General features: G+C 63.5%; 22 protein-coding genes. 13 read left to right on the top strand and 9 right to left on the bottom strand.

The genetic code is table 11. The features are described 5' to 3' along the window. Positions 1 to 66: 66 nt before the first annotated feature. On the top strand, positions 67 to 1,002 hold the full coding sequence (locus AC05QJ_RS22805) for a chemotaxis protein CheV (protein WP_476743530.1): 936 nt from the start codon (positions 67 to 69) through the stop codon (positions 1,000 to 1,002). A gap of 75 nt (positions 1,003 to 1,077) precedes the next feature. Next, positions 1,078 to 1,881 carry an MOSC domain-containing protein gene (locus AC05QJ_RS22800; RefSeq protein ID WP_476743529.1) on the top strand — a complete coding sequence of 268 codons (804 nt, stop codon included), beginning with the start codon at positions 1,078 to 1,080 and terminating at the stop codon, positions 1,879 to 1,881. Positions 1,882 to 1,915: 34 nt separating this feature from the next. Here the strand turns inward: AC05QJ_RS22800 and AC05QJ_RS22795 are convergent, their stop codons facing one another. Further along, positions 1,916 to 3,841 carry a transglycosylase SLT domain-containing protein gene (locus AC05QJ_RS22795; RefSeq protein WP_476743528.1) on the bottom strand — a complete coding sequence of 642 codons (1,926 nt, stop codon included), beginning with the start codon at positions 3,839 to 3,841 and terminating at the stop codon, positions 1,916 to 1,918. A 206-nt stretch (positions 3,842 to 4,047) separates the two neighbouring features. On the opposite strand from AC05QJ_RS22795, the gene AC05QJ_RS22790 reads away from it, so the two are divergent. Then, positions 4,048 to 5,970, top strand: a complete 1,923-nt coding sequence (locus AC05QJ_RS22790) for an ATP-binding cassette domain-containing protein (protein ID WP_476743527.1) — start codon at positions 4,048 to 4,050, stop codon at positions 5,968 to 5,970. 42 nt (positions 5,971 to 6,012) lie between these two features. Here the strand turns inward: AC05QJ_RS22790 and AC05QJ_RS22785 are convergent, their stop codons facing one another. Beyond that, positions 6,013 to 6,456 carry a universal stress protein gene (locus AC05QJ_RS22785; protein ID WP_476743526.1) on the bottom strand — a complete coding sequence of 148 codons (444 nt, stop codon included), beginning with the start codon at positions 6,454 to 6,456 and terminating at the stop codon, positions 6,013 to 6,015. A gap of 111 nt (positions 6,457 to 6,567) precedes the next feature. Between AC05QJ_RS22785 and AC05QJ_RS22780 the strand changes: the two genes are divergently transcribed. Next, entirely contained in the window at positions 6,568 to 7,005 is a 438-nt protein-coding gene (locus AC05QJ_RS22780; RefSeq protein ID WP_476743525.1) for a hypothetical protein, read from the top strand. Positions 7,006 to 7,385: 380 nt separating this feature from the next. On the opposite strand, the gene AC05QJ_RS22775 is transcribed toward AC05QJ_RS22780, so the two are convergent. Together AC05QJ_RS22775 and AC05QJ_RS22770 are read right to left on the bottom strand one after the other, a co-directional pair. Beyond that, positions 7,386 to 7,670 (bottom strand): hypothetical protein, encoded by a 285-nt coding sequence (locus AC05QJ_RS22775; protein ID WP_476743524.1) that lies wholly within the window; start codon positions 7,668 to 7,670, stop codon positions 7,386 to 7,388. Between the two features lie 90 nt (positions 7,671 to 7,760). Beyond that, positions 7,761 to 7,979, bottom strand: a complete 219-nt coding sequence (locus tag AC05QJ_RS22770; protein ID WP_476743523.1) for a hypothetical protein — start codon at positions 7,977 to 7,979, stop codon at positions 7,761 to 7,763. Between the two features lie 17 nt (positions 7,980 to 7,996). Between AC05QJ_RS22770 and fadB the strand changes: the two genes are divergently transcribed. The 6 genes from fadB to AC05QJ_RS22740 all read left to right on the top strand — a co-directional run bounded on the left by fadB (position 7,997) and on the right by AC05QJ_RS22740 (position 15,343). Beyond that, on the top strand, positions 7,997 to 10,144 hold the full coding sequence (gene fadB / locus AC05QJ_RS22765; protein ID WP_476743522.1) for a fatty acid oxidation complex subunit alpha FadB: 2,148 nt from the start codon (positions 7,997 to 7,999) through the stop codon (positions 10,142 to 10,144). Between the two features lie 31 nt (positions 10,145 to 10,175). Next, complete coding sequence (fadA, locus tag AC05QJ_RS22760; RefSeq protein ID WP_476743521.1) at positions 10,176 to 11,351, top strand: acetyl-CoA C-acyltransferase FadA; 1,176 nt, start codon at positions 10,176 to 10,178, stop codon at positions 11,349 to 11,351. Positions 11,352 to 11,428: 77 nt separating this feature from the next. Further along, positions 11,429 to 11,680, top strand: coding sequence for a DUF1653 domain-containing protein (locus tag AC05QJ_RS22755; protein WP_476743520.1), 252 nt, complete (start codon positions 11,429 to 11,431; stop codon positions 11,678 to 11,680). Positions 11,681 to 11,780: 100 nt separating this feature from the next. Further along, complete coding sequence (gene topA, locus AC05QJ_RS22750; protein WP_476743519.1) at positions 11,781 to 14,390, top strand: type I DNA topoisomerase; 2,610 nt, start codon at positions 11,781 to 11,783, stop codon at positions 14,388 to 14,390. Between the two features lie 146 nt (positions 14,391 to 14,536). After that, entirely contained in the window at positions 14,537 to 15,058 is a 522-nt protein-coding gene (locus AC05QJ_RS22745) for a DUF6586 family protein (protein ID WP_476743518.1), read from the top strand. 51 nt (positions 15,059 to 15,109) lie between these two features. Next, the gene (locus AC05QJ_RS22740; RefSeq protein ID WP_476743517.1) at positions 15,110 to 15,343 is read left to right on the top strand and encodes a hypothetical protein; all 234 of its coding nucleotides are present in this window, start codon (positions 15,110 to 15,112) and stop codon (positions 15,341 to 15,343) included. A gap of 50 nt (positions 15,344 to 15,393) precedes the next feature. On the opposite strand, the gene sulA is transcribed toward AC05QJ_RS22740, so the two are convergent. Both sulA and lexA read right to left on the bottom strand, forming a co-directional pair. Then, positions 15,394 to 15,867 (bottom strand): SOS-induced cell division inhibitor SulA, encoded by a 474-nt coding sequence (gene sulA / locus AC05QJ_RS22735; RefSeq protein ID WP_476743516.1) that lies wholly within the window; start codon positions 15,865 to 15,867, stop codon positions 15,394 to 15,396. Positions 15,868 to 15,879: 12 nt separating this feature from the next. Further along, positions 15,880 to 16,488, bottom strand: a complete 609-nt coding sequence (gene lexA, locus AC05QJ_RS22730) for a transcriptional repressor LexA (protein WP_476743515.1) — start codon at positions 16,486 to 16,488, stop codon at positions 15,880 to 15,882. Between the two features lie 194 nt (positions 16,489 to 16,682). Here lexA and AC05QJ_RS22725 point away from each other — a divergent pair, with 194 nt between their 5' ends. Genes AC05QJ_RS22725 through nagZ form a run of 3 tightly spaced genes read left to right on the top strand, consistent with a single transcriptional unit; the run spans position 16,683 to position 18,987 of the window. Beyond that, the gene (locus tag AC05QJ_RS22725; protein WP_476743514.1) at positions 16,683 to 17,396 is read left to right on the top strand and encodes a TetR/AcrR family transcriptional regulator; all 714 of its coding nucleotides are present in this window, start codon (positions 16,683 to 16,685) and stop codon (positions 17,394 to 17,396) included. A gap of 45 nt (positions 17,397 to 17,441) precedes the next feature. Next, complete coding sequence (locus AC05QJ_RS22720; protein ID WP_476743513.1) at positions 17,442 to 17,966, top strand: L,D-transpeptidase family protein; 525 nt, start codon at positions 17,442 to 17,444, stop codon at positions 17,964 to 17,966. 22 nt (positions 17,967 to 17,988) lie between these two features. Further along, positions 17,989 to 18,987 carry a beta-N-acetylhexosaminidase gene (nagZ, locus tag AC05QJ_RS22715; protein ID WP_476747993.1) on the top strand — a complete coding sequence of 333 codons (999 nt, stop codon included), beginning with the start codon at positions 17,989 to 17,991 and terminating at the stop codon, positions 18,985 to 18,987. Positions 18,988 to 19,026: 39 nt separating this feature from the next. On the opposite strand, the gene AC05QJ_RS22710 is transcribed toward nagZ, so the two are convergent. Genes AC05QJ_RS22710 through mfd form a run of 3 tightly spaced genes read right to left on the bottom strand, consistent with a single transcriptional unit; the run spans position 19,027 to position 26,367 of the window. Continuing rightward, positions 19,027 to 22,332, bottom strand: a complete 3,306-nt coding sequence (locus AC05QJ_RS22710; RefSeq protein WP_476743512.1) for a DEAD/DEAH box helicase — start codon at positions 22,330 to 22,332, stop codon at positions 19,027 to 19,029. A 3-nt stretch (positions 22,333 to 22,335) separates the two neighbouring features. Continuing rightward, the gene (locus AC05QJ_RS22705; RefSeq protein WP_476743511.1) at positions 22,336 to 22,908 is read right to left on the bottom strand and encodes a CsiV family protein; all 573 of its coding nucleotides are present in this window, start codon (positions 22,906 to 22,908) and stop codon (positions 22,336 to 22,338) included. A gap of 9 nt (positions 22,909 to 22,917) precedes the next feature. Further along, on the bottom strand, positions 22,918 to 26,367 hold the full coding sequence (mfd, locus tag AC05QJ_RS22700; RefSeq protein ID WP_476743510.1) for a transcription-repair coupling factor: 3,450 nt from the start codon (positions 26,365 to 26,367) through the stop codon (positions 22,918 to 22,920). Between the last annotated feature and the right edge of the window lie 111 nt (positions 26,368 to 26,478).

Below are 26,478 nucleotides of genomic sequence, written 5' to 3'. Positions count from 1 at the left end.
TGTGACGCCAGCGGCCGATATAAGGCCGATGCTTATTTACCTTTTGCAACAAGCCTGGGGGATTCAATGGCTGGCATTCTCGACACGGTAGACCAAAGGACACAATTGGTAGGTGAGAACCGCCTGGAAATCCTCATGTTTCGCCTCGCGGGCCGACAGTTGTTCGCCATCAACGTGTTCAAGGTGCAGGAAGTCCTGCAACTGCCCAAGCTGACCCTGATGCCGCAGCGCCACAGCTACGTCTGCGGCGTCGTCAACCTGCGCGGCCAGACCCTGCCGGTGATCGACCTGTCCCAGGCCATCGGCATGCGTCCGCTGGAGCCGGGGCCGAACAGTACCATCATCGTCACCGAGTACAACCGATCCGTGCAGGCGTTCCTGGTGGGTGGCGTCGACCGTATCGTCAACATGAACTGGGAAGCCATCATGCCGCCGCCGTCCAGCGCCGGCCGCCAACACTACCTGACCGCCATCAGCAAGGTGGACGACCAGTTGGTGGAGGTGATCGACGTGGAGAAGGTACTGGCGGAAATCGTGCCGTACAACGCCAAGGTGTCCCGTGAAAAACTCGCCGACCCTATCCTGGCACAGGCCCGTGGCCGCGAAGTGCTGCTGGTGGATGACTCCACCGTGGCCTTGGCCCAGTTGCGCGAGACCCTGTCCCAGCTGGGCGTGAAGCTGCACGTGGCCAGTGATGGGCTCAAGGCGTTGCGCATGCTCAAGGGCTGGGCGGATGCCGGCGAGGATGTCTGCGAGAAGCTGCTGATGGTCTTCACCGATGCCGAAATGCCGGAAATGGACGGCTACCGCCTGACCACCGAGATCCGCAGCGACGCCCGTCTGCGCGGGCTGTACGTGGTGCTGCACACCTCGCTGTCGGGCAGCTTCAACGAGTCGATGGTGAAGAAGGTCGGTTGCGACAACTTCCTCTCCAAATTCCAGCCGGACCGGTTGGTGGACGTGGTGCGCCAGCGTCTGGAACTGGACAACGCGGCGGTCTGATCCTGGCCCGCTGTCCGGCGACGTTTGCCGGGCAGCGGTGTAAGCTTGCTTTCTTTTGCCAGGGAGCATGCCTTCATGCGTTTGAGTGCGCTTTATCGTTACCCGCTCAAGTCGGCCCGTGGCGAGGCATTGCAGCAGTCTTCCTGTGGACTGTTGGGGCTGACGGGGGATCGCCGCTGGATGCTGGTGGCGGCCGAGAACAACCGCTTCCTGACCCAGCGCGCGTTTCCGCAGATGAGCCAGCTGTCGGCACTCTACGCCGCCGACGGCGGGCTGCTGCTCGATGCACCGGGCTTGCCGACCTTGCACGTTGCCATTCCCGCGCCCGATGAGGCGCTGCGCGGCGTCACCATCTGGCGCGACACGCTCCAGGTACCGGACGCCGGTGATGCGGCGGCGCAGTGGCTGAGCACCTTCATGGGACGCGATGTGCGTCTGGTCCATGTGCCCGAGAAACGCACCCGCTACCTGCCGTCCGGCTACGGCACCAACGACGATCGGGTGGCCTTCGCCGATGGTTTTCCGTTGCTGCTGATCGGCCAGGCGTCCCTCGAAGACCTGAGCCAGCGTGTCGGCCGCTCGATGGAGATGATGCGCTTTCGTCCCAACCTGGTGATCGAGGGCAGCGAAGCCTTTGCCGAGGATGGGTGGAAACGCATCCGCATCGGCGAGCAGACCTTCCGGGTGGTCAAGCCTTGCGGGCGCTGCATCCTGACCACCATCGACCCGGCCAGTGGCGAGCGCAGCCCCGACCGCGAGCCGTTTGCCACATTGATGAACTACCGGCAGAAGGAAGGCGAGGCCATGTTCGGCCAGAACCTGGTGGCCGATGGCGAGGCCGTGCTGGAAGTGGGCATGCCGGTCGAGATTCTGGAATGAAAACGGGGCGCTTCGAGCGCCCCGTTTTTTTGCATCACTGATCGTCGAAGTAGCGTTCGTGCCAGTCCACCAGCGGCTGCGGCGAGTTGAGCTTCTGCCCATAGATCACTGCATAAGACAGCACGTTCTGCACGTACTGGCGGGTTTCGTCGAACGGGATCGACTCGACCCAGACATCGAAGCTCAGGTGATCCGCGCCCCGCAGCCACTGGCGAACGCGGCCGGGGCCGGCGTTGTATGCTGCCGAGGCCAGCACACGGTTGCCATTGAACTGGCCATGGACCTGACTCAGGTAGGCGGCGCCGAGCTGGATGTTCTTGTCCGGATTCAGCACCTGGGCCGGCGAGGCCAGCGGGATGCTGAACTTGCGCGCGGTTTCCTTGGCGGTAGCCGGCATCAGTTGCATCAGGCCGCTGGCGCCGACGCTGGAACGCGCGTCGTCCATGAAGGCGCTTTCCTGGCGGGTGATGGCGAACACCCAGCTCGAGTGCAGGCCGCGCACCTTGGCTTCGCGCACCAGGGTGTCGCGGTGGGCCATCGGGAAGCGGATGTCCAGGTCGTCCCAGTACTGCGCCTGGCTGATGGTGCGGATGGCCGGGAAGTACCAGCGCATTTCATAGGCGATACGCGCCTGGGCGACCATCTCGTCGCGGTTGAAATGACGGCTGACGTGGTACCACTCGCGGCGACCGTCGACAATCTGCCCGCGGGCATGGAATTCCAGCGCCCGGCGTACACCCGGGGTGTTGCGCACCTTGTTCATCAATTGCTGGCTGATCACCAGCGGCTTGTTGTTCAGCTGGTAGGGCGTCTGCGCGCGGTCGGCGGCGAGGAAACCGTAGAAGTCGCGCTCACGGGCTACGGTCTTGTACAGCAGTGGAATCTGCGGATTCTGCGGCTGCGCCAGTTCCAGGCTGCGGGCCTGCCAGTAGCGCCAGCGGTTGGTGCTGGCCAGGTCTTGCGGCAGGCGTTTGCTCAGCTCGTAGGCTTCTTCCCAGCGACCCAGGCGCAACAGCAGGCGCATACGCCATTCGCTGACGGTGTTGTCGCGCAGTTGCGGGTCGTAGCGGGTCATCAGGTCCAGCGCCCGCGGGTCGTAGCGTCGGGCGAGGGTAAGGCCGATTTCGTTGGCGATCGCGACTTTCTCCTGGGCGGAGAAATGCATGCGGTTGGCGTAGTCGTCCAGCAGCGCCATGGCCCGCTCCGGGTCCTGGCGGGCCAGGCGGCGCAGGCCGAGGCTGACCACATCGGACATGGCCTCGTTGACCGGTGTGAAGCGCGACGGCTGGTTGAGCAGTTCCGGTTTTTGCGCCACGTCGATCAGCAGGCGGCCCTGGGCGCCCAGGGTCGGCAGGGTTTTGACCAGGTTGTTGGCCAGGGCGTAATTGCGCGTCTGGGCGGCGAGCTTGGTGCGTTGCCAGCGCTTCTCTTCGGTCAGCTGGCCCTGGGCGGCCCACTGGTCGAACAGCACATCGCAGGCGGCCGGTTGCGACTTGCCCACCAGCCAGAGCTTTTCCGCGGTGGCGTAGCCTTCGGCGCGCAGGCCATGGCTCAACTGGTACTGGCCGTTGAGGCAGTCCAGTTCGGTGAAATTCATCTTCGGGTCGTAGTACTTGACGAAGGGCTGCCAGTCGCCGCGTTCGGCCAGCCAGCGCAACCAGCGCAGCTTCATCCAGTTGGCCTGGGGCAGGTCGCCATTCTTGGCGAGGAAACGCTCGATCTCGGCGTTGCTCGCGGTTTTCAGGCGGGCGGTCAGCTCGTCGTAGGCCAGGTACGGCTCCAGCGGGTAGTCCTGGAGCGCTGCGGCGTAACGCTGATAAGGGCCGGAATCGCCTTTGGCCAGCGCGCGCTTGGCTTCGTCGTACATCTGGCGTTGTTGGGCGAGATCGGCGGCCTGCGCGGCGCCGGCCACGGAAGCCGAGAGGAGCAGGCAGGATACGAGGTTGAGCAGGCGGCGCATGATACTTCCAGACAGTTGACCAAAACGAGTGTCGGCGTCGCCAGCACTGTGGGTTCACGGGCTTAAGCTTAGCCGTTTGCCCGCGCCGGATGAAAGCATTGTGCTTGTATCCGGACGTAATGTCGGTCCGCTCCGGCGGACGGCCGTGCTTACTGTGTTGCCGGGTCAACTCAGGTAGAATGCGCGCCCGCTTTCTGGAGAAAAACATGACCCTGCTCAAATTCAGCGATGTGTCCCTTGCATTTGGCACCATGCCCCTGTTGGACAAGGTGTCCTGGCAGATCGCCCGTGGTGAGCGGGTCTGCATCATCGGTCGCAACGGCACCGGCAAGTCCAGCATGCTGCGCCTGGTCAAGGGCGACCAGAAGCCCGACGACGGCGAGATCTGGCGCGCGCCGGGTCTGAAGATCGGCGAACTGCCCCAGGAACTGCCGGTGGCCGATGGCCGTACCGTGTTCGATGTGGTTGCCGAGGGCCTTGAAGGCGTCGGGGCCTTGCTCGCCGAATACCACCACCTGAGCCAGAACATCCACAGCGATGCCGATCTGGAAAAGCTCATGCATGTCCAGCAGGACCTCGAAGCCCGTGACGGCTGGCGCCTGCAACAGCTGGTGGACAGCACCCTGAGCCGCCTGCAGCTGCCGGCGGACAAGGCCCTCGCCGAGCTGTCCGGTGGCTGGCGCCGTCGCGTGCTGCTGGCCCAGGCGCTGGTCTCCGAGCCCGATCTGCTGCTGCTCGACGAGCCTACCAACCACCTGGATATCGGCGCCATCGCCTGGCTGGAAGATGCCCTGAGCGGCTTCAACGGCGCGGTGCTGTTCATCACCCACGACCGTTCCTTCCTGCAGAACCTGGCCACGCGCATCCTCGAGCTGGACCGTGGCGGCCTGATCGACTGGAACGGCGACTACGCCAGCTTCCTGGTGCACAAGGAAGCTGCGCTGGCGGCCGAAGAAACCGCCAACGCCCTGTTCGACAAGCGCCTGGCCCAGGAAGAGGTGTGGATCCGCCAGGGTATCAAGGCGCGCCGTACCCGCAACGAAGGCCGCGTGCGCGCGCTGAAGGCCTTGCGGGTCGAGCGCAGCGAGCGTCGCGAGCGCCAGGGCAAGGCCAACATCCAGTTGGACGTGGCGGAGAAATCCGGCAAGCAGGTGATGGTCCTGGAGAACGTCAGCTTCGCCCATCCCGGCGGGCCGACCCTGGTCAAGGATTTTTCCATGGTTCTGCAGCGCGAGGACCGCATCGGTCTGCTGGGCGCCAACGGTACCGGCAAGACCACCTTGCTCAAGCTGATGCTGGGTGACCTGCAGCCGACCGGCGGCAAGGTCGAGTCCGGCACGCGCCTGGAAGTGGCCTACTTCGACCAGTTGCGCAACCAGCTCGATCTGGAAAAGACCGTGATCGACAACCTGTCCGAAGGCCGCGACTTCATCGAGATCGATGGCCAGAGCCGCCATGTGCTCAGCTACCTCGGTGACTTCCTGTTCAGCCCGCAGCGGGCGCGTACGCCGGTCAAGGCGCTGTCTGGCGGCGAGCGTGCACGGTTGCTGCTGGCCAAGCTGTTCAGCAAGCCGGCCAACCTGCTGGTGCTCGACGAACCGACCAACGACCTCGACGTTGAAACCCTGGAATTGCTGGAGGAAGTGCTGTCCGGCTTCAAGGGCACCGTGCTGATGGTCAGCCACGACCGGGCTTTCCTCGACAACGTGGTGACCAGCACCCTGGTCTTTGAAGGCGAGGGCAAGGTGCGTGAGTATGTTGGCGGTTATCAGGACTGGATCCGTCAGGGCGGCTCGCCGCGCCTGCTGGGTGTGAGCGAAAGCAAGTCCGGCAAGTCGGAACTGAACAGCGCCGTGGTTGCGGCACCCGTGGCGGAGCCTGCGCCAGCGCCGGTCGCGGCACCTGCGGAAAAGAAAAAGCTCAGCTACAAGCTGCAGCGCGAACTGGAAGCCTTGCCAGGCCAGATCGAGGCGCTGGAGGAGAAAATCGCTGCGGTGCAGCAGCAGGTTTCCGATCCGGGCTTCTATCAACAGCCAATCGGGCACACCAGCAAGGTGCTGGCTGACATGGAGCGGATGCAGGGCGAGCTGGATACGCTGGTAGAGCGCTGGGCCGAACTGGACGGCTGAGGCGGGACGGGGCCCGGCGCATTGGCGTCGGGCCCCCTTGCATTACTCGGGTTTCTTTTGCAGGCGGACTGCGAGTACGTCGCAGGGCGCCCCGTGCAGTACGTCGTTGGCGGTTGAACCCAGCAGCAGCGCCAGGCCGTGACGGCCATGGCTGCCCACCACGATCAGGTCGCACCGCTGGTCCTTGGCCAGCTGGTGAATTTCCTGGCGGGGCTGGCCGTAGGTCAGGTGCGAGTCACCGCGATTGATTTCCGGGTACTTGTTGAACAGGCGATCCATGCGCTCTTTGGCCTGGTCGAACTGTTGCTGTTGCAGTTGCGACAGGTCCATCGGCACGTCACCGCCGAAGGCCATGGCCATCGGCTCGACGATATGGACCAGCGATACCTTGGCGTTGCTCGGGCCGGCCAGTTCGCGCGCACGCTTGATGACCGGATCGCACTCTTCGGTCAGGTCGACGGCAACCAGGATGTGTTCGTAGGGCATGAGAGGTTCTCCTGACAATCGTAATAAATGAAGTATGGGTCCGTTTCAGGCTGATCGCATCCGGATGCGGCTAACCCGCTCATTGGTAAAGTCTTGATAGGAATAACAGATATGACGGTCTGGGTAGTAGTGTCAATCCTTGCGCTGATTCTCAGCCCCCTGGCCTGGCTGTTGCCGTCGCGGCGCATGAGCGGACGAATGGCCCTGCGCCTGGAGGCGCGGCGCATGGGGCTGGCCATGCAACTGGCGCCGCAGACGTGGCCGCACTGGCTGCCCGAAGAGCCGCCGGCCACCTGTGCGCAATATCATCAGGCGCGGCGCAAGGGCAGCAGTGACAGTTGGTGTTATTGGCAGACCGCACCGGGCACCTGGCTCAATCAGTGGCGCGAGCCGTGCGAGGATCCGCGGTTGCTGGAGCAATTGGGTCGCCTGCCTGCCAGCGTGTACAAGGCTGAGGCCAATGGGCAGATGATCGCCCTGTGTTGGGGTGAGCGCGAGGATGCTGCTGTGTTGCAGGATGTTGCTCAGGTGCTCAAGGCGCTGGCATAAACACTTGCGCTTGTAGGTGTAGATGTAGGTGTCGGTTTTGTGAGCTTATCCATTGGATTTGGCGACGCTGCCGGCCCCTTCCGCCTTTACGGCGGCCCCCTTTGTTCTTGGACAAAGGGGGGCAAAACCGCTGGCTCCCACATACGGCCCTACGCTTCGCTCCGGGTCCCCTCGCTCCGGTGTCCTCCAGGGGCCGCGCGGCCACGATTTGCTGCGCAAATCTAAGACTCGCGCTCTTCGGCGACGCCGAAGGGGGCTGCGCCCCAGCCCCTTCCGAACACCTCCGCTCGGCCTCCTGAGGTCGCGTGTTACGGGCGGGGTTCTCAACGACGGATCTTCGAGATTCAGATCTGATTTTGATGTCCCAAAGAGCTGGAGCTTTAGCTCTGGCTTTTGCTCTTCATGCGCGTCAGTTCAGACGCCGCCAATTGCGACTTCAGCCGGCCGAGTGGAGGTGCCAGCAGCGTCGCTGCATGGAATGGATAAGCTCGCGACACCGACACCGACAATCCGGGAAGATCCATAAAAAAGCCCGTCCGGATCGCCGGACGGGCTGCAGGGGCTGAAAAAAAGGCCAGGCAGGCCGGGAAGTTTTCAGTAGCTCGCAGTGTAGTGCGCGAATGCTTTTCGCGCAGGGTCAAAATCCTTTCTTTTTTCTCCGCCACGATGTTTAAACCCGCCGGATCCTTTCGCTGGCGGGGGCGTCTATCGCTTACGTGAATGATGGTGGATCACCGTCATTGCGGATTGCTCAACTACTGACCACAAATGACTGGAAAGTCGCATTTGTCCAGTGCTTGCGGGGGTTTGACAAAGCCTTTCATTTCGGTAACTGTGTGCACACCCCAATCAAACGGGCGTATGAATTGAGCGTTTGTATTGTCAGAAAGCTCGTACAGAATCCCGACTATCGCGCTGACGGTCAGGTCTGAAGCCAAGGCAACAGTGGTCAGCGTGTACAGTTCAGCTTCCATATCGTGGAGATCAGTTGATGATTTACGAAGGTAAAGCCATCACGGTTAAGGCTCTTGAAAGCGGCATCGTCGAACTGAAGTTCGACCTCAAGGGTGAGTCCGTCAACAAATTCAACCGTCTTACCCTGAACGAACTGCGTCAGGCGGTGGACACCCTCAAGGCCGACGCTTCGATCAAGGGCGTGATTGTCAGCAGTGGCAAGGACGTCTTCATCGTCGGCGCGGACATCACCGAATTCGTCGACAACTTCAAGCTGCCCGAGGCCGAACTGGTCGCCGGCAACCTGGAAGCCAACCGCATTTTCAATGACTTCGAAGACCTCGAGGTTCCGACCGTCGTCGCCATCAACGGTATCGCCCTGGGCGGCGGCCTGGAGATGTGCCTGGCGGCCGACTTCCGTGTCATGTCCAGCAGCGCCAAGATCGGCCTGCCCGAAGTCAAGCTGGGTATCTACCCGGGCTTCGGCGGCACCGTCCGTCTGCCGCGCCTGATCGGTGCCGACAACGCGGTCGAGTGGATCGCCTCCGGCAAGGAAAACCGTGCCGAAGACGCGCTGAAAGTGGGTGCCGTCGATGCGGTGGTCGCGCCCGAGAAACTGCAGGAAGCTGCCCTCGACCTGATCAAGCGCGCCATCAGCGGCGAGTTCGACCACAAGGCCAAGCGTCAGCCGAAGCTGGAAAAGCTCAAGCTCAATGCCATCGAGCAGATGATGGCCTTCGAAACCGCCAAGGGCTTCGTCGCCGGCCAGGCCGGCCCGAACTACCCGGCACCGGTCGAAGCGATCAAGACCATCCAGAAAGCCGCCAACTTCGCCCGTGACAAGGCGCTGGACGTCGAGGCCGCCGGCTTCGCCAAGCTGGCCAAGACCTCGGTTGCCGAAAGCCTGATCGGCCTGTTCCTGAACGACCAGGAACTCAAGCGCAAGGCCAAGGCTCATGACGAGATCGCGCACGACGTGAAGCAGGCCGCCGTACTCGGCGCCGGCATCATGGGTGGCGGCATCGCCTACCAGTCCGCCGTCAAGGGCACGCCGATCCTGATGAAGGACATCCGCGAGGAAGCCATCCAGCTCGGTCTGAACGAAGCCTCCAAGCTGCTCGGCAAGCGCGTCGAGAAAGGCCGCCTGACCCCGGCCAAGATGGCTGAGGCGCTGAATGCGATCCGTCCGACCCTGTCCTACGGCGACTTCGCCAATGTCGACATCGTGGTCGAAGCCGTGGTCGAGAACCCGAAAGTCAAGCAGGCCGTTCTGGCAGAAGTGGAAGGGCAGGTGAAGGAAGACGCGATCCTGGCGTCCAACACCTCGACCATCTCCATCAACCTGCTGGCCAAGGCACTGAAGCGTCCGGAAAACTTCGTCGGCATGCACTTCTTCAACCCGGTGCACATGATGCCGCTGGTGGAAGTGATCCGCGGCGAGAAGTCCAGCGATGTGGCGGTCGCCACCACCGTCGCCTACGCCAAGAAAATGGGCAAGAACCCGATCGTGGTCAACGATTGCCCGGGCTTCCTGGTCAACCGCGTGCTGTTCCCGTACTTCGGCGGCTTCGCCAAGCTGGTCAGCGCCGGTGTGGACTTCGTCCGCATCGACAAGGTCATGGAAAAGTTCGGCTGGCCGATGGGCCCGGCCTACCTGATGGACGTGGTCGGCATCGACACCGGCCACCACGGTCGCGACGTGATGGCCGAGGGCTTCCCGGATCGCATGAAGGACGATCGCCGTTCGGCTGTCGACGCACTGTACGAAGCCAACCGCCTGGGCCAGAAGAATGGCAAGGGCTTCTACGCCTACGAGACCGACAAGCGCGGCAAGCCGAAGAAAGTCGCCGACGCCTCGGTGCTCGAAGTGCTCAAGCCGGTCATTTTCGAACAACGCGAAGTCACTGACGAAGACATCATCAACTGGATGATGGTCCCGCTGTGCCTGGAGACCGTGCGCTGCCTGGAAGACGGCATCGTCGAAACCGCAGCCGAGGCCGACATGGGCCTGGTCTACGGTATCGGTTTCCCTCCGTTCCGCGGCGGTGCGCTGCGCTACATCGATTCGATCGGCGTAGCGGAATTCGTTGCCCTGGCAGACAAGTACGCCGACCTGGGTCCGCTGTACCACCCCACCGCGAAGCTGCGTGAAATGGCCAAGAACGGCCAGCGGTTCTTCGGTTAAGCGCCCAACGGTATAGAGCGAGAGTAAAGATATGAGCCTGAATCCAAGAGACGTGGTGATTGTCGACTTCGGTCGCACGCCCATGGGCCGCTCCAAGGGTGGCATGCACCGCAATACCCGCGCCGAAGACATGTCCGCGCACCTGATCAGCAAAGTGCTGGAACGCAACGCCAAGATCGACCCGGCTGAAGTCGAGGACGTGATCTGGGGCTGCGTCAACCAGACCCTGGAACAGGGCTGGAACATCGCGCGCATGGCGTCGCTGATGACCCAGATCCCGCACACTGCCGCCGGCCAGACTGTCAGCCGTCTGTGCGGCTCGTCGATGAGCGCGCTGCACACCGCCGCCCAGGCGATCATGACCGGCAACGGTGACGTCTTCGTCGTCGGTGGTGTCGAGCACATGGGCCACGTCAGCATGATGCACGGCGTCGATCCGAACCCGCACATGTCCCTGTACGCCGCCAAGGCGTCGGGCATGATGGGCCTGACCGCCGAGATGCTGGGCAAGATGCACGGCATCAGCCGCGAGCAACAGGATCTGTTCGGCCTGCGTTCCCACCAGCTCGCCCACAAGGCGACCGTGGAAGGCAAGTTCAAGGACGAAATCATCCCGATGCAGGGCTATGACGAGAACGGCTTCCTCAAGGTCTTCGACTACGATGAAACCATCCGTCCGGACACCACCCTGGAAAGCCTGGCTGCGCTGAAGCCGGCGTTCAACCCGAAAGGTGGCACCGTGACTGCGGGCACCTCTTCGCAGATCACCGATGGCGCTTCGTGCATGATCGTGATGTCGGCCCAGCGCGCCCAGGACCTGGGCATCCAGCCGCTGGCCGTGATCCGCTCGATGGCGGTGGCCGGTGTCGATCCGGCGATCATGGGCTACGGCCCGGTGCCGGCGACCCAGAAAGCGCTCAAGCGCGCTGGCCTGACCATCGCCGACATCGACTTCATCGAGCTCAACGAAGCCTTCGCCGCACAGGCCCTGCCCGTGCTGAAGGATCTGAAAGTGCTCGACAAGATGGACGAGAAGGTTAACCTGCACGGCGGCGCCATCGCACTGGGCCACCCGTTCGGTTGCTCGGGCGCACGGATCTCCGGCACCCTGCTCAACGTCATGAAGCAGAATGGCGGTACCTTCGGCGTGTCGACCATGTGCGTCGGTCTCGGCCAGGGCATCACCACGGTCTTCGAGCGCGTCTGATCGCGCGGTTGACCAAACCGGGGCCTGGTGCCCCGGTTTTTGTTTTTTCGGATTTTTTTCTCAAGAGGGTCAGCGGCATGCAGATACAACCAGGCGTATACCGGCATTACAAGGGGCCTGAGTACCGTGTCTTCGGCGTGGCGCGACACTCCGAAACGGAAGAGTGGGTGGTCTTTTACCAGGCGCTGTACGGCGAATTCGGACTCTGGGTGCGACCCCTTTCGATGTTTCTGGAGTCGGTCGAAGTTGACGGCGAGCAGGTCCCGCGCTTTGCTTTGGTCGAGGCCGAGGCGGCACTGTTTTCCCGTCCGGATGGCACGGCTGACTGAACGCCCGTGCTTGACCTCACTCTATAGCCACTATATATAGCGGTGCCGCGTCAGGTACCTGCCGTGTTTTTATTTTCAGTATTCAGGAATTTTCCGATCCATGGGCAAATCGCTGGTCATTGTGGAATCCCCGGCTAAGGCCAAGACCATCAACAAGTACCTGGGCAGCCAGTACGTGGTGAAGTCGAGTATCGGCCATATCCGAGACCTGCCCACCAGCGGTTCGGCCAGCGCCAGCAAGGAACCGGCCGCCAAGCGCGGCAAGACTGCCGGCGAAGGTCCGGTACTGTCGCCCAAGGAGAAGGCCCGCAAGCAACTGGTCGCACGCATGGGCGTCGATCCGGACCACGGCTGGAAAGCCAAGTACGAGATTCTCCCTGGCAAGGAGAAGGTCATCGACGAATTGCGTCGTCTGGCCAAGGATGCCGACACCATCTATCTCGCAACCGACTTGGACCGCGAAGGGGAGGCGATCGCCTGGCACCTGCGGGAAGCCATCGGCGGCGACGACAGCCGCTACAAGCGCGTGGTGTTCAACGAAATCACCAAGAAGGCCATTCAGGAAGCGTTCTCCCAGCCGGGCGATCTGGACATCGATCGGGTCAATGCCCAGCAGGCCCGACGCTTCCTCGACCGCGTGGTCGGCTACATGGTTTCGCCGCTGCTGTGGGCCAAGATCGCCCGCGGCCTGTCTGCTGGCCGTGTGCAGTCGGTGGCGGTGAAGCTGGTGGTGGAGCGCGAGCGGGAAATCCGTGCCTTCATCCCGGAAGAATACTGGGAAGTTCATGCCGACCTCGGCACCGCCAAGGACGCCAAGGTGCGCTTCGAGGTGGCCCGGGAGAACGGCGAGGCTTTCAAGCCGCTCAATGAAGCCCAGGCCATGGCGGCACTGGAGAAGCTCAAGGCGTCCAGCTACAGCGTAGCCAAGCGCGAAGACCGTCCGACCAGCAGCAAGCCGTCGGCCCCGTTCATCACGTCGACCCTGCAGCAGGCGGCGAGCAACCGTCTCGGCTTCGGCGTGAAGAAGACCATGATGATGGCGCAACGGCTCTACGAAGCCGGCTACATCACCTACATGCGTACCGACTCGACCAACCTGTCGACCGACGCGGTGGAGATGGCGCGCACCTATATCGAGAACGAGTTCGGCAAGAAGTACCTGCCGGACGCGCCTGTCGTGTATGGCAGCAAGGAAGGCGCCCAGGAGGCGCACGAGGCGATCCGTCCTTCCGACGTCAATACGCACCCGAGCAAGCTCAGCGGCATGGAACGTGACGCCGAGCGTCTGTACGAGCTGATCTGGCGCCAGTTCCTGGCATGCCAGATGCCGCCTGCGCAGTACCTGTCGACGACCGTCAGCGTAAACGCCGGTGATTTCGAGCTGCGCGCCAAGGGCCGTATCCTCAAGTTCGACGGTTACACCCGCGTGCTGCCGCAGCAGAGCAAGCCCGGCGACGATGACGTCCTGCCGGAAATGAACCAGGGCGAAGTGCTCAAGCTGATCCAGCTCGATCCAAGCCAGCATTTCACCAAGCCGCCGGCGCGCTATTCCGAAGCGAGCCTGGTCAAGGAGATGGAAAAGCGCGGTATCGGTCGTCCATCGACCTACGCGGCGATCATTTCCACCATCCAGGACCGTGGCTACGTCACCCTGCACAACCGTCGCTTCTACTCCGAGAAGATGGGCGACATCGTCACCGAGCGCCTGTCGGAGAGCTTCTCCAACCTGATGGACTACGGCTTCACCGCCGGCATGGAAGAGAATCTCGACGATGTGGCCCAGGGCGAGCGTGACTGGAAAAACGTGCTGGACGAGTTCTACGGCGACTTCAGCAAGAAGCTGCAGGTTGCCGAAGCGGCCGAGAACGGCATGCGTGCCAACCAGCCGACCCCGACCGACATTCCGTGCAAGGAATGCGGCCGTCCGATGATGATTCGCACCGCGTCCACTGGCGTTTTCCTGGGTTGCTCCGGCTACAGCCTGCCGCCGAAAGAGCGCTGCAAGGCCACGGTCAACCTGGTGCCGGGCGACGAGATCGCTGCCGACGACGAAGGCGAGTCCGAGTCCCGCGTGCTGCTTGGCAAGCACCGCTGCCCGATCTGTGCCACAGCGATGGATGCCTACCTGCTGGACGAGAAGCACAAGCTGCATATCTGCGGTAACAACCCGGATTGCACCGGCTACGAGATCGAGGAAGGCAACTACCGGATCAAGGGCTACGAAGGCCCAAGCCTGGAATGCGACAAGTGCGGCAGCGAAATGCAGCTCAAGACCGGCCGCTTCGGCAAGTTCTTCGGGTGCACCAACCCCGAGTGCAAGAACACCCGCAAGCTGCTCAAGAGCGGCGAGGCGGCGCCACCGAAGATGGACAAGGTGGACATGCCGGAGCTCAAGTGCGAGAAGGTCAACGACACCTACGTGCTGCGTGACGGTGCATCGGGCCTGTTCCTGGCGGCCAGCCAGTTCCCGAAAAACCGCGAAACCCGTGCGCCGCTGGTGCTCGAGATCGTTCCGCACAAGCACGAGATCGATCCGAAGTACCACTTCCTCTGCGATGCCCCGCAGAAGGACCCTGAAGGCCGTCCGGCGGTGATTCGCTACAGCCGCAAGACCAAGGAGCAGTACGTGCAGTCCGAGGTCGATGGCAAGCCGACGGGCTGGCGTGCCTTCTACGACGGCAAGGCATGGAAGGTCGAAGACAAGCGCTAAGCGCTGGTCGTTGCGATTGAGGGCCGTGCCTGGCGTTGCCAGGCACGGCCTTTTTCATGGTGCCTGCTGTGTGGGTCCTTGCTTACGGCAGAGGCTTCCCTGAAACTGGCAGACCCCGCCCCGCAGCCCTATCGGAGAGCGCCTCAATGGCCCAGGAACTCTATACCCGCACCAATCAGAAAATCTTCTTTGCCGGCCTGGCGCTCGAGGGTCTGGGCAAGGCTCAGGAAAGCCGCGCGATGAATGCTCAGGCGCTGGTTCAGGCAGAGCGCGAGTCGGCCCTGTTTCACCTGTACGGCGCGCTACTGGGGCTGTGCCATGAGATCGCTGGTTTCTATCGGCTGCCTCAGGCCACCGCGCCACGGGCCGAACTGCTGCTGACGCCTCAGGTCCTGGAAAGCATCGCCATTCCTGAAATGGCCGAACTGGTGGAGCTGGCGCAGCAGCCGGAAACCTGGCTGGCGCAGTTGTTGAAAGCTTATTCCGATTTGTTCAAACCGCCGGTCGCGGTGAAAGCGCCAAAAGGTGATGTCACGCAGCCACTTATCCAGGCGGTGAGTCTGGACGAGCCCGTGGCGGCGCCGCTTTCGCGGGAGGCGCTGGAGGAATGGCGGCAGAATCTGAAGAAACTCACCGTTCGCTTCCGCGAGGGGTTGAGTGAGTGCTGATCGTGGCCGGCGCTGTTACAATGCCGGCCTTTCCTGGAGACTATTCCCCTTATGCCCACGTCCTTTCTAGAAATTGTCGAATTGCCTGATGGCCGAATCGAGCTGCGCCGCGCCGAGGACGAAGGGTCGTTGGTAACCCTGAATTTTTCCGAAGATGCCAAGGCGTTCCTGCAAGGGCAGCACGTCGAGGTGGCGAAAGCCATGCTCAGCGTAGGTGTGCAGATGGCGGGACGTCTGGTGGACGGCGAGATCGAGCGCGAAGAGGGGCCGCGGGTTCTGCATTGATGATGCCCGGGCTTCCTCGCAAGGAGGAAGCCGAACCTCGGTGACGGCAATCAGCCCAGACGGATATTCAGGCTTTGCGCGTTTCCAGCGTGCGCGGCGCGGGTCAGTTGCTGCCGGGCGGAGGTGCTGACCGGGTTCAACCAACTCACCACGGTGTGGCTGCGGCCAAGCCGCAGGGCATCGCAGGCCAGTTGCAGCGCGCTTTGATTGCCACGCGGCTGAAGGATCAGGATACGTTCGCGGTTGAGTCCGGCATCACGCAGCCAGGCCTGGGTCAGGGTTGCGGGTGGGGCGATAAGGGTCAGCCAGCGCGCATCCTGTTCTTCGCTCAGTTCGCGCAGCATGGGCGCCAGCAGGTTATGGCAGTGCTCCAGCGCACCACGGAAAGACAGCTCGCTGAACGCCTCCGGCTCATTGGCGGGACGGTTCGCCTTGTCGGCTTTCAGCTTGGGCAGGACCGGTTGGGCCAGGAATGCCTCGAACAGGGGTAACTGTGCTTGCTGGGGTGCTTGGGTAAACTGCATGACGCCTCCTGGTTACCGGCGAATGACGCCGACGCTCAAGCCCTCGATCACCAGATCCTGTTCTTTCAGGTTGACCTCGATGGGGGCGAATTCGGGATTTTCCGCGATCAGCCAGACTTTGCTGCCTTCACGCTTGAAGCGCTTGACGGTCACCTCGTCGCCCAGGCGGGCAACGACGATCTGGCCATTGCGGGCTTCGCGGCTGGTGTGTACGGCAAGCAGGTCGCCGTCGAAGATACCGACGTCCTTCATGCTCATGCCGTGGACGCGCAACAGGTAGTCGGCGCGCGGATGGAAGAAGGCGGGGTTGATGGCGCAGGATTCCTCGATGTGTTGCTCGGCGAGGATCGGTGCACCGGCGGCAACGCGACCGATGATGGGCAGGGTGTCATCGTCCGGCCGGGCTTCGAAGCCGGGAATGCGGATGCCGCGGGAAGCACCCGGTGTCATTTCGATGGCTCCCTTGCGTGCCAGGGCCTTGAGGTGTTCCTCGGCGGCATTGGGCGACCTGAATCCCAGTTCCTGGGCGATTTCAGCGCGGGTGGGCGGGAAGCCGTTGTCTTCGAGGCAGCGTTTGATAAAAGCCAGAATCTCAGCTTGGCGGGGCGTCAGTTTTAGCATGTCGATGGCTCTGTCTTTTTATACAGTGACTGGGATTATATACAGTGTCCTTGCAGCTGCAAGCCTTAAGCGGCAAGTGGCAAGAAAAAGCACGGCGTGCGCGGATGGCCTCTGTGATCTAATAGCGCCCCTGACTTGACAGTCACGGTCATGAAACGTATGTTTCAAACAACTGTTTGTCAGGTGGAATTTTCATGGCCCAGTCGGAAACCGTTGAACGCATTCTCGATGCTGCCGAGCAGCTGTTCGCGGAAAAGGGATTCGCCGAAACTTCATTGCGGCTGATCACCAGCAAGGCCGGGGTCAACCTGGCGGCGGTCAACTATCACTTCGGTTCGAAAAAGGCGCTCATCCAGGCGGTGTTCTCCCGTTTCCTGGGGCCTTTCTGCCAGAGTCTGGAGCGTGAACTGGATCGTCGCCAGGCGCGTCCGGAGCAGAAACCCACGCTGGAAGAACTGCTGGAAATGCTGGTCGAGCAGGCGCTCGTTGTGCAGCCGCGCAGCGGCAATGACCTATCCATCTTCATGCGCCTGCTGGGGCTGGCTTTCAGCGAGAGCCAGGGCCACCTGCGCCGTTACCTCGAAGACATGTACGGCAAGGTGTTCCGCCGCTACATGCTGCTGGTCAACGAGGCGGCCCCGCGTATCCCGCCCATCGAGCTGTTCTGGCGCGTGCATTTCATGCTGGGGGCCGCAGCGTTCAGCATGTCCGGGATCAAGGCGCTGCGCGCCATCGCGGAAACCGACTTCGGTATCAACACCTCCATCGAGCAGGTCATGCGTCTGATGGTGCCGTTCCTCGCCGCCGGCATGCGCGCCGATACCGGTGTCACCGATGAAGCCATGGCTGCCGCGCAGTTGCGCCCGCGCAGCAAGTCGAGCACCGTGCCGGCGCCGGCCAAGGCCTGATTCGCGACTGGGCGCGCCGCCTGGCTTCGGCTAAGCTAGCGCCCCATGCCAATTCTCGATCTGCTGCACATTTCTCTCGCCGACCAACGCCTCTACGGGTTCTCCGCAGGTCGTCTGGTCGTGCGTCTGCCGGTGTCCACGGCGCTCAAGGGGCCTGGTGAAAACAACGGTTCCGGCTGTACGCCACGCGGCCTGCACCAGGTGCGGGCGAAGATCGGCGGCGGCCTGCCCCAGGGTGCCGTCCTGCGAGGCCGGCGCTGGACCGGCGAAACCTGGACGCCCGAGCTGCACGCACAGTTTCCCGCACGTGACTGGATCCTCTCGCGCATCCTCTGGCTCAGCGGGTGCGAGCCTGGCCACAATCGCCTGGGTTCGGTGGACACCTTCCGTCGCTACATTTACCTGCACGGCACACCGGACAGCGAACCCATGGGTGTGCCGTTGTCCCATGGCTGCGTGCGCCTGCGCAACGCCGACCTGATGACGCTGTTCGATCAGGTTCCGGCCCATTGCCCCGTGCGAATAGAAGAAGCTGCCTGCCCGCAGTGGGCCGGCATTTCCCTGGATTGAAGGATCATTTATGAGTGCCAGCCTGCAAGGCTCCCTGATGGTGGACATCGCCGGTACCTGGCTGACCGCCGAAGACCGCCACCTGCTGCGCCAGCCCGAGGTGGCCGGCCTGATCATCTTTGCCCGTAACATCGACAGCCCGCGCCAGGTGCGCGAGCTGACCGCGTCGATCCGCGCGATTCGCCCGGACCTGATCCTTGCCGTCGACCAGGAAGGCGGGCGCGTGCAGCGCCTGCGCCAGGGCTTCGTGCGCCTGCCGGCGATGCGTGCCATCGCTGATAACGAGAACGCCGAGTACCTGGCGCAACAGTGCGGCTGGCTGATGGCAACCGAGGTGCTGGCCGTCGGCCTGGATCTGAGCTTCGCGCCCGTGCTCGACCTTGATCACCAGCGCAGCGCGGTAGTCGGCAGTCGGGCCTTCGAGGGTGATCCGCAGCGGGCCACCGTGCTGGCCGGCGCTTTTATTCGTGGCATGAACGAGGCCGGGATGGCCGCCTGTGGCAAGCACTTCCCCGGACACGGTTGGGCCGAGGCCGATTCCCATGTCGCCATTCCCACCGACGAGCGCAGCCTGGAGCAGATCCGTGCCGCCGACCTGGTGCCGTTCACCCGCCTGAGCGGGCAATTGGCGGCGGTGATGCCGGCCCATGTGATCTATCCACGGATCGACAACCAGCCAGCAGGCTTCTCGCGTCGCTGGCTGCAGGACATCCTGCGTGGCGAACTGGGTTTCGACGGGGTGATTTTCAGTGATGACCTGTCAATGGCCGGCGCCCATGTGGTGGGTGATGCCGTCAGCCGCATCGAGGCGGCACTGAGCGCCGGTTGTGACATGGGGTTGGTGTGCAACGACCGTGCGGCTGCCGAGCTGGCCCTGAGCGCCGCGCAGCGAATGCAGGTCAAGCCGTCGCCGCGTATCGCGCGGATGCGCGGCCAGGGCTTTGCCCGCACCGATTACCGCCAGCAACCTCGCTGGCTGGAGGCCCTCGGTGCACTGAAGCAGGCCCAGTTGATCGACTGATCGCTACGCCTGGTCCGCCGCCTGATCGCGGCGGGCCATTCATTTGACCTTCTTGCTCTCCGGCAGCGGCGCGAACAGCGCTTCGATGTCGTCCTCCGCCAATTTCCACTGGCCCGCCTCGTTGCCTTCCAGTAGCCCTGCCGCCAGGGCGGCCTTGTCTTTCTGCAGCTTCTGGATCTTCTCTTCCACGGTTCCGCGGGTGATCAGCTTGTAGACGAACACCGGTTTGTCCTGGCCGATACGGTAGGCGCGGTCGGTGGCCTGGTTTTCCGTCGCCGGGTTCCACCAGGGGTCGTAGTGGATCACGGTGTCGGCCGCCGTCAGGTTCAGGCCGGTGCCGCCGGCCTTGAGGCTGATCAGGAACAGTGGCGTCTCGCCGTTCTGGAACTGCTGCACCGGCGTGCGGCGGTCCTTGGTGTCGCCGGTCAGCAGGCTGTAGCGCACCTTGCGTTTCTCCAGTTCTTCTTCGATCAGCGCAAGCATCGAGGTGAACTGGGAAAACAGCAGGATGCGCCGGCCTTCGCTGAGCAACTCGTCGAGCATGTCCATCAGGCTGCCGAGCTTGCCTTTGTCCGATTGCGGGCCTTTGACCACGGCGCCTGCGACCAGGCGCAGGTCGCAGCAGACCTGGCGCAGTTTCAGCAGGGCGTCGAGGATGACGATCTGGCTGCGCGCCGCGCCGCTGCGGGTGATTTCGGCGCGGACCTTGCTGTCCATGGCCACGCGCACGGTTTCGTAGGTGTCGCGCTGGGCGTCGCTGAGGTCGACCCAGTGGATGATTTCGCTCTTGGCCGGCAGTTCCGTGGCCACCTGTTCCTTGGTGCGGCGCAGCAGGAAGGGGCGAATGCGCCCGGCCAGGTGGCTCATGCGTTCACTGTCACCATGCTTTTCGATCGGGGTGCGGTAGTCGCGGGCGAAGCTCTTGCTGTCGCTGAGCCAGCCGGGCATGAGGAAGTGGAAGATCGACCAGAGTTCGCCCAGGTTGTTTTCCATCGGTGTGCCGGTCAGGCACAGACGCTGGTTGGCCTTGAGCTCGCGGGCCGACTGTGCGGCCTTGCTGCCGGCGTTCTTGATGTTCTGGGCTTCGTCGAGGATCAGCAGGTGCCAGTCGATCGGCGTGAAGTGCTCCAGGTCCCGGGGTAACAGGGCGTAGGTGGTCAGCACCAGATCGTAGTCGCCCAGGTTGGCGAACTGCTTGGTGCGGCCCGGGCCATGCAGGGCGAGCACGCGCAATTGCGGCGTGAAGCGCTCGGCTTCGTCCAGCCAGTTGGGGATCAGGCTGGTGGGCATGATCGCCAGGGCCGGGCGCGTCAGGCGGCCGGCATTTTTTTCCGCGAGCACATGGCTGAGGGTCTGCAGGGTCTTGCCCAGGCCCATGTCGTCGCCCAGCAGGCCGCCGACGTCGAGCTCGCGCAGTGTCTGCAGCCAGCTGAGTCCTTCGAGCTGATAGGGCCGCAGGGTCGCGTTCAGGCCCTGCGGTGCTTGCACCTCGGTAAACGCCGCGCTTTTCAGGCGGCTGGCGAAGTCGCGCAGGCGCTCGCCGCCAAGCCAGGTCAGCGGGATGTCTTCCAGGTTGCTCAGGCGTGCCGCGTCCGGCGCGGCGAGGCGCAAGGTGCGCCCGTCGCTGTCGCTCAGGTACAGCTCGCCCAGCGTCGCCATCAGCGGCTTGATCCGCGAATAGGGCAGGGCGACCCGCGCGGCAGGGCTGCCGTGGCGATGGCGGTTGAGGTCGATCAGCAGGTGCTCGTCATCGCCGCGCTTGGCCAGTTCGCTGGCCCGCAGCAGTTCGGGGTTGGCCCGCAGCAGGTGCAAAAGGATCGGCAGCAGGCTGTGGCGCTCGCCATTGACGACGATACCCAGTTCCAGGTCGAACCACTGGTGGGCGGCGTTCTCCGCGATATCGGCGTACCAGTCGTCGACTTCCTGCAGGTTGAAGGCGAAATCCGCATGGATTTCCAGCTCCCAGCCAGCTTCGCGCAATGCCGGGATGCCTTCGCGGGCGAACGCCAGCCACTGCTGGTCGGTGTCGAGCAGGAGCAGTTCGCCGGCGCTTTCCGGCAGTGCCTTGCTCTGCCGTGTGGCGACCTTGAAGCCCCAGCGCTGCAGGGTTTTCCTGAAGCCTTGCTCGGCGGCCTTGTCGCGCTGGATGTGCTGGGTGGTGCTGCCCACCAGGCGGGTTGGTGACTTGCCGTCGGTGCCGCTGGCGCGCAGGCCGTCGTAGTTGAAGGAGAGCGCGGCCCGGTGCTGCAACTGGCGTTGCATGCGTCCGGTTTTCGGGGCGTAGGCGCTGAATTCGTGGCTGCCCAGGATCAGGTGGGCAACGGGGCGGAGATGGTCGATCGTTTCTTCCTGCAATTTCGTCGGGGTGGGGACTTGCTTGTTCAGTGCGCTCAGGCGGTGGCTGAGTTGTGCCACCAGCGGCTCCGGCACATCCGGGGCACGGGTCAGTTGCAGGGCGACGTAAGGGTCCAGGTCGTGCTGCAGGACGCCGGCTTGAAACTCACGGCCACTGAAGTAATAGAGCGGTTGCAGGGGAAATACCGTACCCACGGGTTCGCCGCCCTCGTACCATGAGCCGCGATAATCGCCGGTGTCCATGCGCACCCAGCGGAATTCCGCGTGCCGCGGTGGGCCCGGCTGCACGGGGGGCATGTCGATGTCGTACATCAGTCGGCCGGTGTCCAGTGCCTGCTGGAACAGTTCGCCATCGTGTGGTTCGTCGAGCGGGAAAATCATCTGGTAGCGGATTGACTTGCGGTTGAGGCGCAAGAGAATTTCTCGATCCTGGGGTGTTACGTACTTTGGGGGCTCGTACAGCAAGTCGTAGGTGGATTGCAGTCGGGAGAGCTTGATGCGCCCGTTGGCCTGGATGGTGCCTTTCATCACCTGGAGGGAGGTAATGTCGTTTTCGTAGTCGATAAGGTAATAGACGCCACGACCCTGCCGGTCGGCTTTTGGCGCGGCGGTGTCCGCGGGGTGTTTCTCGAGGTCGTCCAGCCAGGCCTGCAATCTGCTAGGCAGCTGCCCGCCAGGCTTGGGCGAGGCGGGCTTGTAGTACCTGAGAAAATGGAAGATCCCTGCGGCGCAATGCTTGCAGCTGTATCCCACCGGGCAGCTGCAGACTGTATCCAGCCAGTAGCCATCCGGTCTCAAACGGACCGACATGGTCTGTCGATAGATATTGCCACCTGATCCCCGGCAGGTCGTGCTGATCGTGTCGCCTTCGGCTTGCGAAAGGTTTACCCGGTCCTGTGTGGCGTAGTGGAACCCGCGCTCCAGAACCCTGTCGCTGAATTCGAGTTTCCACTGATCGTTGGAGGCCAGCAGGTCGAGCGCCTCGGACATCGGCTATTGCTCCATCATGGCCGGATCAGGCGCGGCGGTAGCGGGGGTGCCGGCCTTGCGGATTTTCAGGATCAGCGCCAGGTGCCCGCCGTCCAGATACGTCAGTTCGGCATTCTTGACGTTGCTGTTGCCCTGCCTGAACTGTTCGCTCTGGATCACGCCGCCATTGGCGTCGAACTGGTTCACCCACAGGCTGGCCTCGACGCTGAGGAAGCGACCTTCGCTCAGGCTCAGATTGCCTTCGATGGGGAAGTGGCCGAACTGCTCCTGACCATCGCTCAGGGCGATCTTCGAGCCTTCTGCGCCGACGGTCTGTTGCCAGGCGCGGTGCAGCAGCACGGTGTACTGGCTGTCGGCGGCCAGGCGTTCGGCTTCTCCGGTGAGGATCGGCTGGCGAACGTCGTACGGTTCGACGGCTTTGGCGCCATCGCTCCAGTTCTCCGGAGCGAACTGGCTGGTGATGGCCGGCACGGCGTTTTGCCGGACGAGGATCATCTCGACCACGTACTGGTTGTCGGCGAAGGCAGCTGGCGCGATCAGCGCCAGCAGCAGGGTCAGGTTGCGAAGGGCACGCATGGATATTCCTTAGGCGGTTTGCGGTGTCAGGCGCTCGAACAGCGCTTCCAGTGTATTGAAGCGTTCATCGGGGCGCTCCATGGGCACCATGAACTTGAATTGGGTCGCGCCTTCGAACTTGTAGCGCTTGGGCTGGCCCTGGATCAATTTGATCAGCACCAGTGGATCGACCGGAGTTTCGGCTTCGAACTCGATCTTGCCGCCGTTGGGGCCGGCATCGACCTTCTTGATGCCGAGCTTTTCCGCGTGCAGCTTGAGTAGGGTCAGCCGTACCAGGTTCTTGGTCGGCTCGGGCAGAAGGCCGAAACGGTCGATCATTTCCACCTGCAGGTCCTTGAGGCCGTCCTCGTCCACCGCCGAGGCGATGCGCTTGTACAGGATAAGGCGGGCGTGGACGTCGGGCAGGTAGTCCTCGGGAATCAGCGCCGGCAGGCGCAGGTTGATCTCCGGCCCGCCGCCCAGCGGCTGGTCGAGGTTCGGCTGGGTACCTTTGCGGATGGCCTTGACCGCACGCTCGAGCATTTCCATGTACAGGGTGAAACCCACTGCCTGGATCTGGCCGCTCTGGCCTTCGCCGAGCAGCTCGCCGGCTCCGCGGATTTCCAGGTCGTTTGTGGCCAGGACGAAGCCGGCACCGAGGTCCTGGGTGTTGGCGATGGCTTCCAGGCGCTTTTCCGCGTCGGCGGTGATCTGCTGGCGCGGCGGCGTCAGCAGGTAGGCGTAGGCCTGGTGGTGGCTGCGCCCGACCCGGCCGCGCAACTGGTGCAACTGGGCCAGGCCGAACTTGTCGGCGCGTTCGATGACGATGGTGTTGGCGCTCGGCACGTCGATGCCGGTCTCGATGATGGTCGAGGCGATCAGCACGTTGAAGCGCTTGTGGTAGAAGTCGCTCATCACCTGTTCGAGTTCGCGTTCGCGCATCTGCCCGTGGCCGATGCCGATACGCGCCTCGGGCACCAGTTCTGCGAGGTCGGCGGCGCACTTCTCGATGCTCTTCACGTCGTTGTGCAGGTAATAGACCTGGCCGCCGCGCAGCAATTCGCGCAGCAGCGCCTCCTTGATGGTGCTCTTGTTCTGCTCCATGACGAAGGTGCGCACCGACAGCCGCCGGGCCGGCGGCGTGGCGATGATCGACAGGTCGCGCATGCCCGATACCGCCATGTTCAGCGTGCGCGGGATCGGCGTGGCGGTCAGGGTGAGGATGTCGACCTCGCTGCGCAGCGCCTTGAGCTGCTCTTTCTGGCGTACGCCGAACCGGTGCTCCTCGTCGATGATGACCAGGCCCAGGTCCTTGAACTTGACGTCGTCCTGCAACAGCTTGTGGGTGCCGATGACGATGTCGATCTTGCCTTCGGCCAGGTCCGCCATGGCGGTGCTGACTTCCTTGGCCGATTTGAAGCGGCTCATCACCTCGACCGTCACCGGCCAGTCGGCGAAGCGGTCGCGGAAACTGTTGTAGTGCTGCTGGGCGAGCAGGGTGGTGGGTACCAGGATCGCCACCTGGCGTCCGCTGTGCACGGCGATGAAGGCGGCACGCATGGCCACTTCGGTCTTGCCGAAGCCGACGTCGCCGCAGACCAGGCGGTCCATCGGCTTGGCCGCGAGCATGTCCTCGCGTACCGCTTCGATGGCGTTCTGCTGGTCCGGGGTTTCCTCGAACGGGAAGCCGGCGCTGAAGGTGGCGTAGTCGGCGGCCGGATCGGCGAAGGCATAACCCTTGCGCGCCGCGCGGCGGGCGTAGATGTCGAGCAGTTCGGCGGCAACGTCGCGAACCTGCTCGGCGGCCTTGCGCTTGGCCTTCTGCCAGGCTTCGGAGCCGAGCCGGTGCAGCGGGGCGAGCGCGTCGTCGCTGCCGGTGTAGCGGGCGATCAGGTGCAGGTTGGCCACCGGCACGTAGAGCTTGGCGCCCTCGGCGTATTCGAGGGTGAGGAACTCGGCGGCCTGATTGTCGATTTCCAGGGTCGCTAGGCCCAGGTAGCGGCCGACGCCGTGGTCGATGTGCACCACCGGCGCGCCTTCGCGCAGCTCGGTGAGGTTCTTGATCACCGCGTCGTTGCTGGCGTCGCTGCGCTTCTCGCGGCGCCGGCGCTGCATCACGCGCTGGCCGAACAGCGGGCTCTCGGCCACCAGGGCCACGGCCGGGTCGTCCAGCAGCAGGCCTTCGTCCAGCGGGGCGATGGTGATCGCCAGACGGTCCTTGCCTTCGATGAAGTCGTGCCAGCCCTCGACGGTCTGCGGCCGCAGTTTCAGGCGCTCGAGCAACTCCAGCAGGACTTCACGACGTCCGGCCGACTCTGCGGTGAACAGCACCCGGCCGGGGAACTGGTCGAGGAATGCCGACAGTGCCGCCAGTGGCTGGTTGGCCTTGGCTTCGATGGCCAGGTTGGGCAGGCCGCGCGCCGGGAAGCGCTCGCGGCCGGCGCCGCTGTCGATGTCCTCGCTGCTGGCGACGATGCGCGGCCAGCCTTTGAGGCGGGCGAAGCAGTCCTCCACCGGCAGGAACAGTTCGGCAGGCGGCAGCAGCGGGCGGGTCGGATCGATGCGGCGTTCTTCATAGCGCCCGCGCACGTCGTTCCAGAAATGCTCGGCGGCCTGTTCCACACCTGGCAGCGAGAACACCTGGGTGTCCTGGGGCAGGTAGTCGAACAGGGTCGAGGTTTCGTCGAAGAACAGTGGCAGGTAGTACTCGATGCCTGCGGGGATGATGCCGCTGGTCAGGTCCTGGAAGATCGCGCTGCGGCGGAAATCGACGTCGAAACGCTCGCGGAAACGTGCCTTGAAGCGGGTCACGGCATCTTTCTGCAGCGGGAATTCCCGGGCCGGCAGCAGGCGCACCGAGTCGACCTTGTCGATCGAGCGCTGGTTTTCCGGATCGAAGGTGCGCAGCGTCTCGATCTCGTCGTCGAACAGGTCGATCCGGTAGGGCAGCTTGCTGCCCATCGGGAACAGGTCGATCAGGGCGCCGCGCACGGCGAACTCGCCGTGTTCGTAGACGGTGTCGACGCAGCGGTAGCCGCTGGCTTCCAGGCGGGTGCGCATCTGATCGACATCGAGCTTCTGGCCCACGTCCAGCACCAGGCTGCTGCCCAGCAGGAAGCGGGTCGGCGCCAGGCGGTGCAGGGCGGTGGTGATCGGCACCACGAGAATGCCGTGGTCCAGCTCCGGCAGCCGGTACAGGCTGGAAATCCGCTGCGAGATGATGTCCTGGTGCGGCGAGAACAGGTCGTAGGGCAGGGTTTCCCAATCGGGGAAGGGCAGCACCGCCAGTTCCGGCGCAAAGAAGCGCAGTTCCTGCTCCAGGCGGTCGGCGCTCTGGCTGTCGGCGGTGAGCAGCAGGGTGAATCGCTTGGCGGCACTGGCGGCCTCGGCGATGGCCAGGCTCAGGGCGGCGCCAGGCAGGTTGCCCCAGGTTTGTTTGCCGGCGGTGGCCGGAAGGTGCGGTAAACGCAGAACTGGCACGGGAGGTCGAGCTCCAGACGTTGCGACAAAGAGGCGAATTGTAACGGGCAGAGGGCCACGCTGTCAGGCTGGAAGCGGGGAAAAAGGCCGGTCTTGCGTGCACGACAGGCG

Source organism: Pseudomonas sp. TUM25319 (assembly GCF_056388475.1).
The sequence above is the reverse complement of the archived record's forward strand: the minus strand, read 5'-3'. Positions and strand labels throughout refer to the sequence as shown.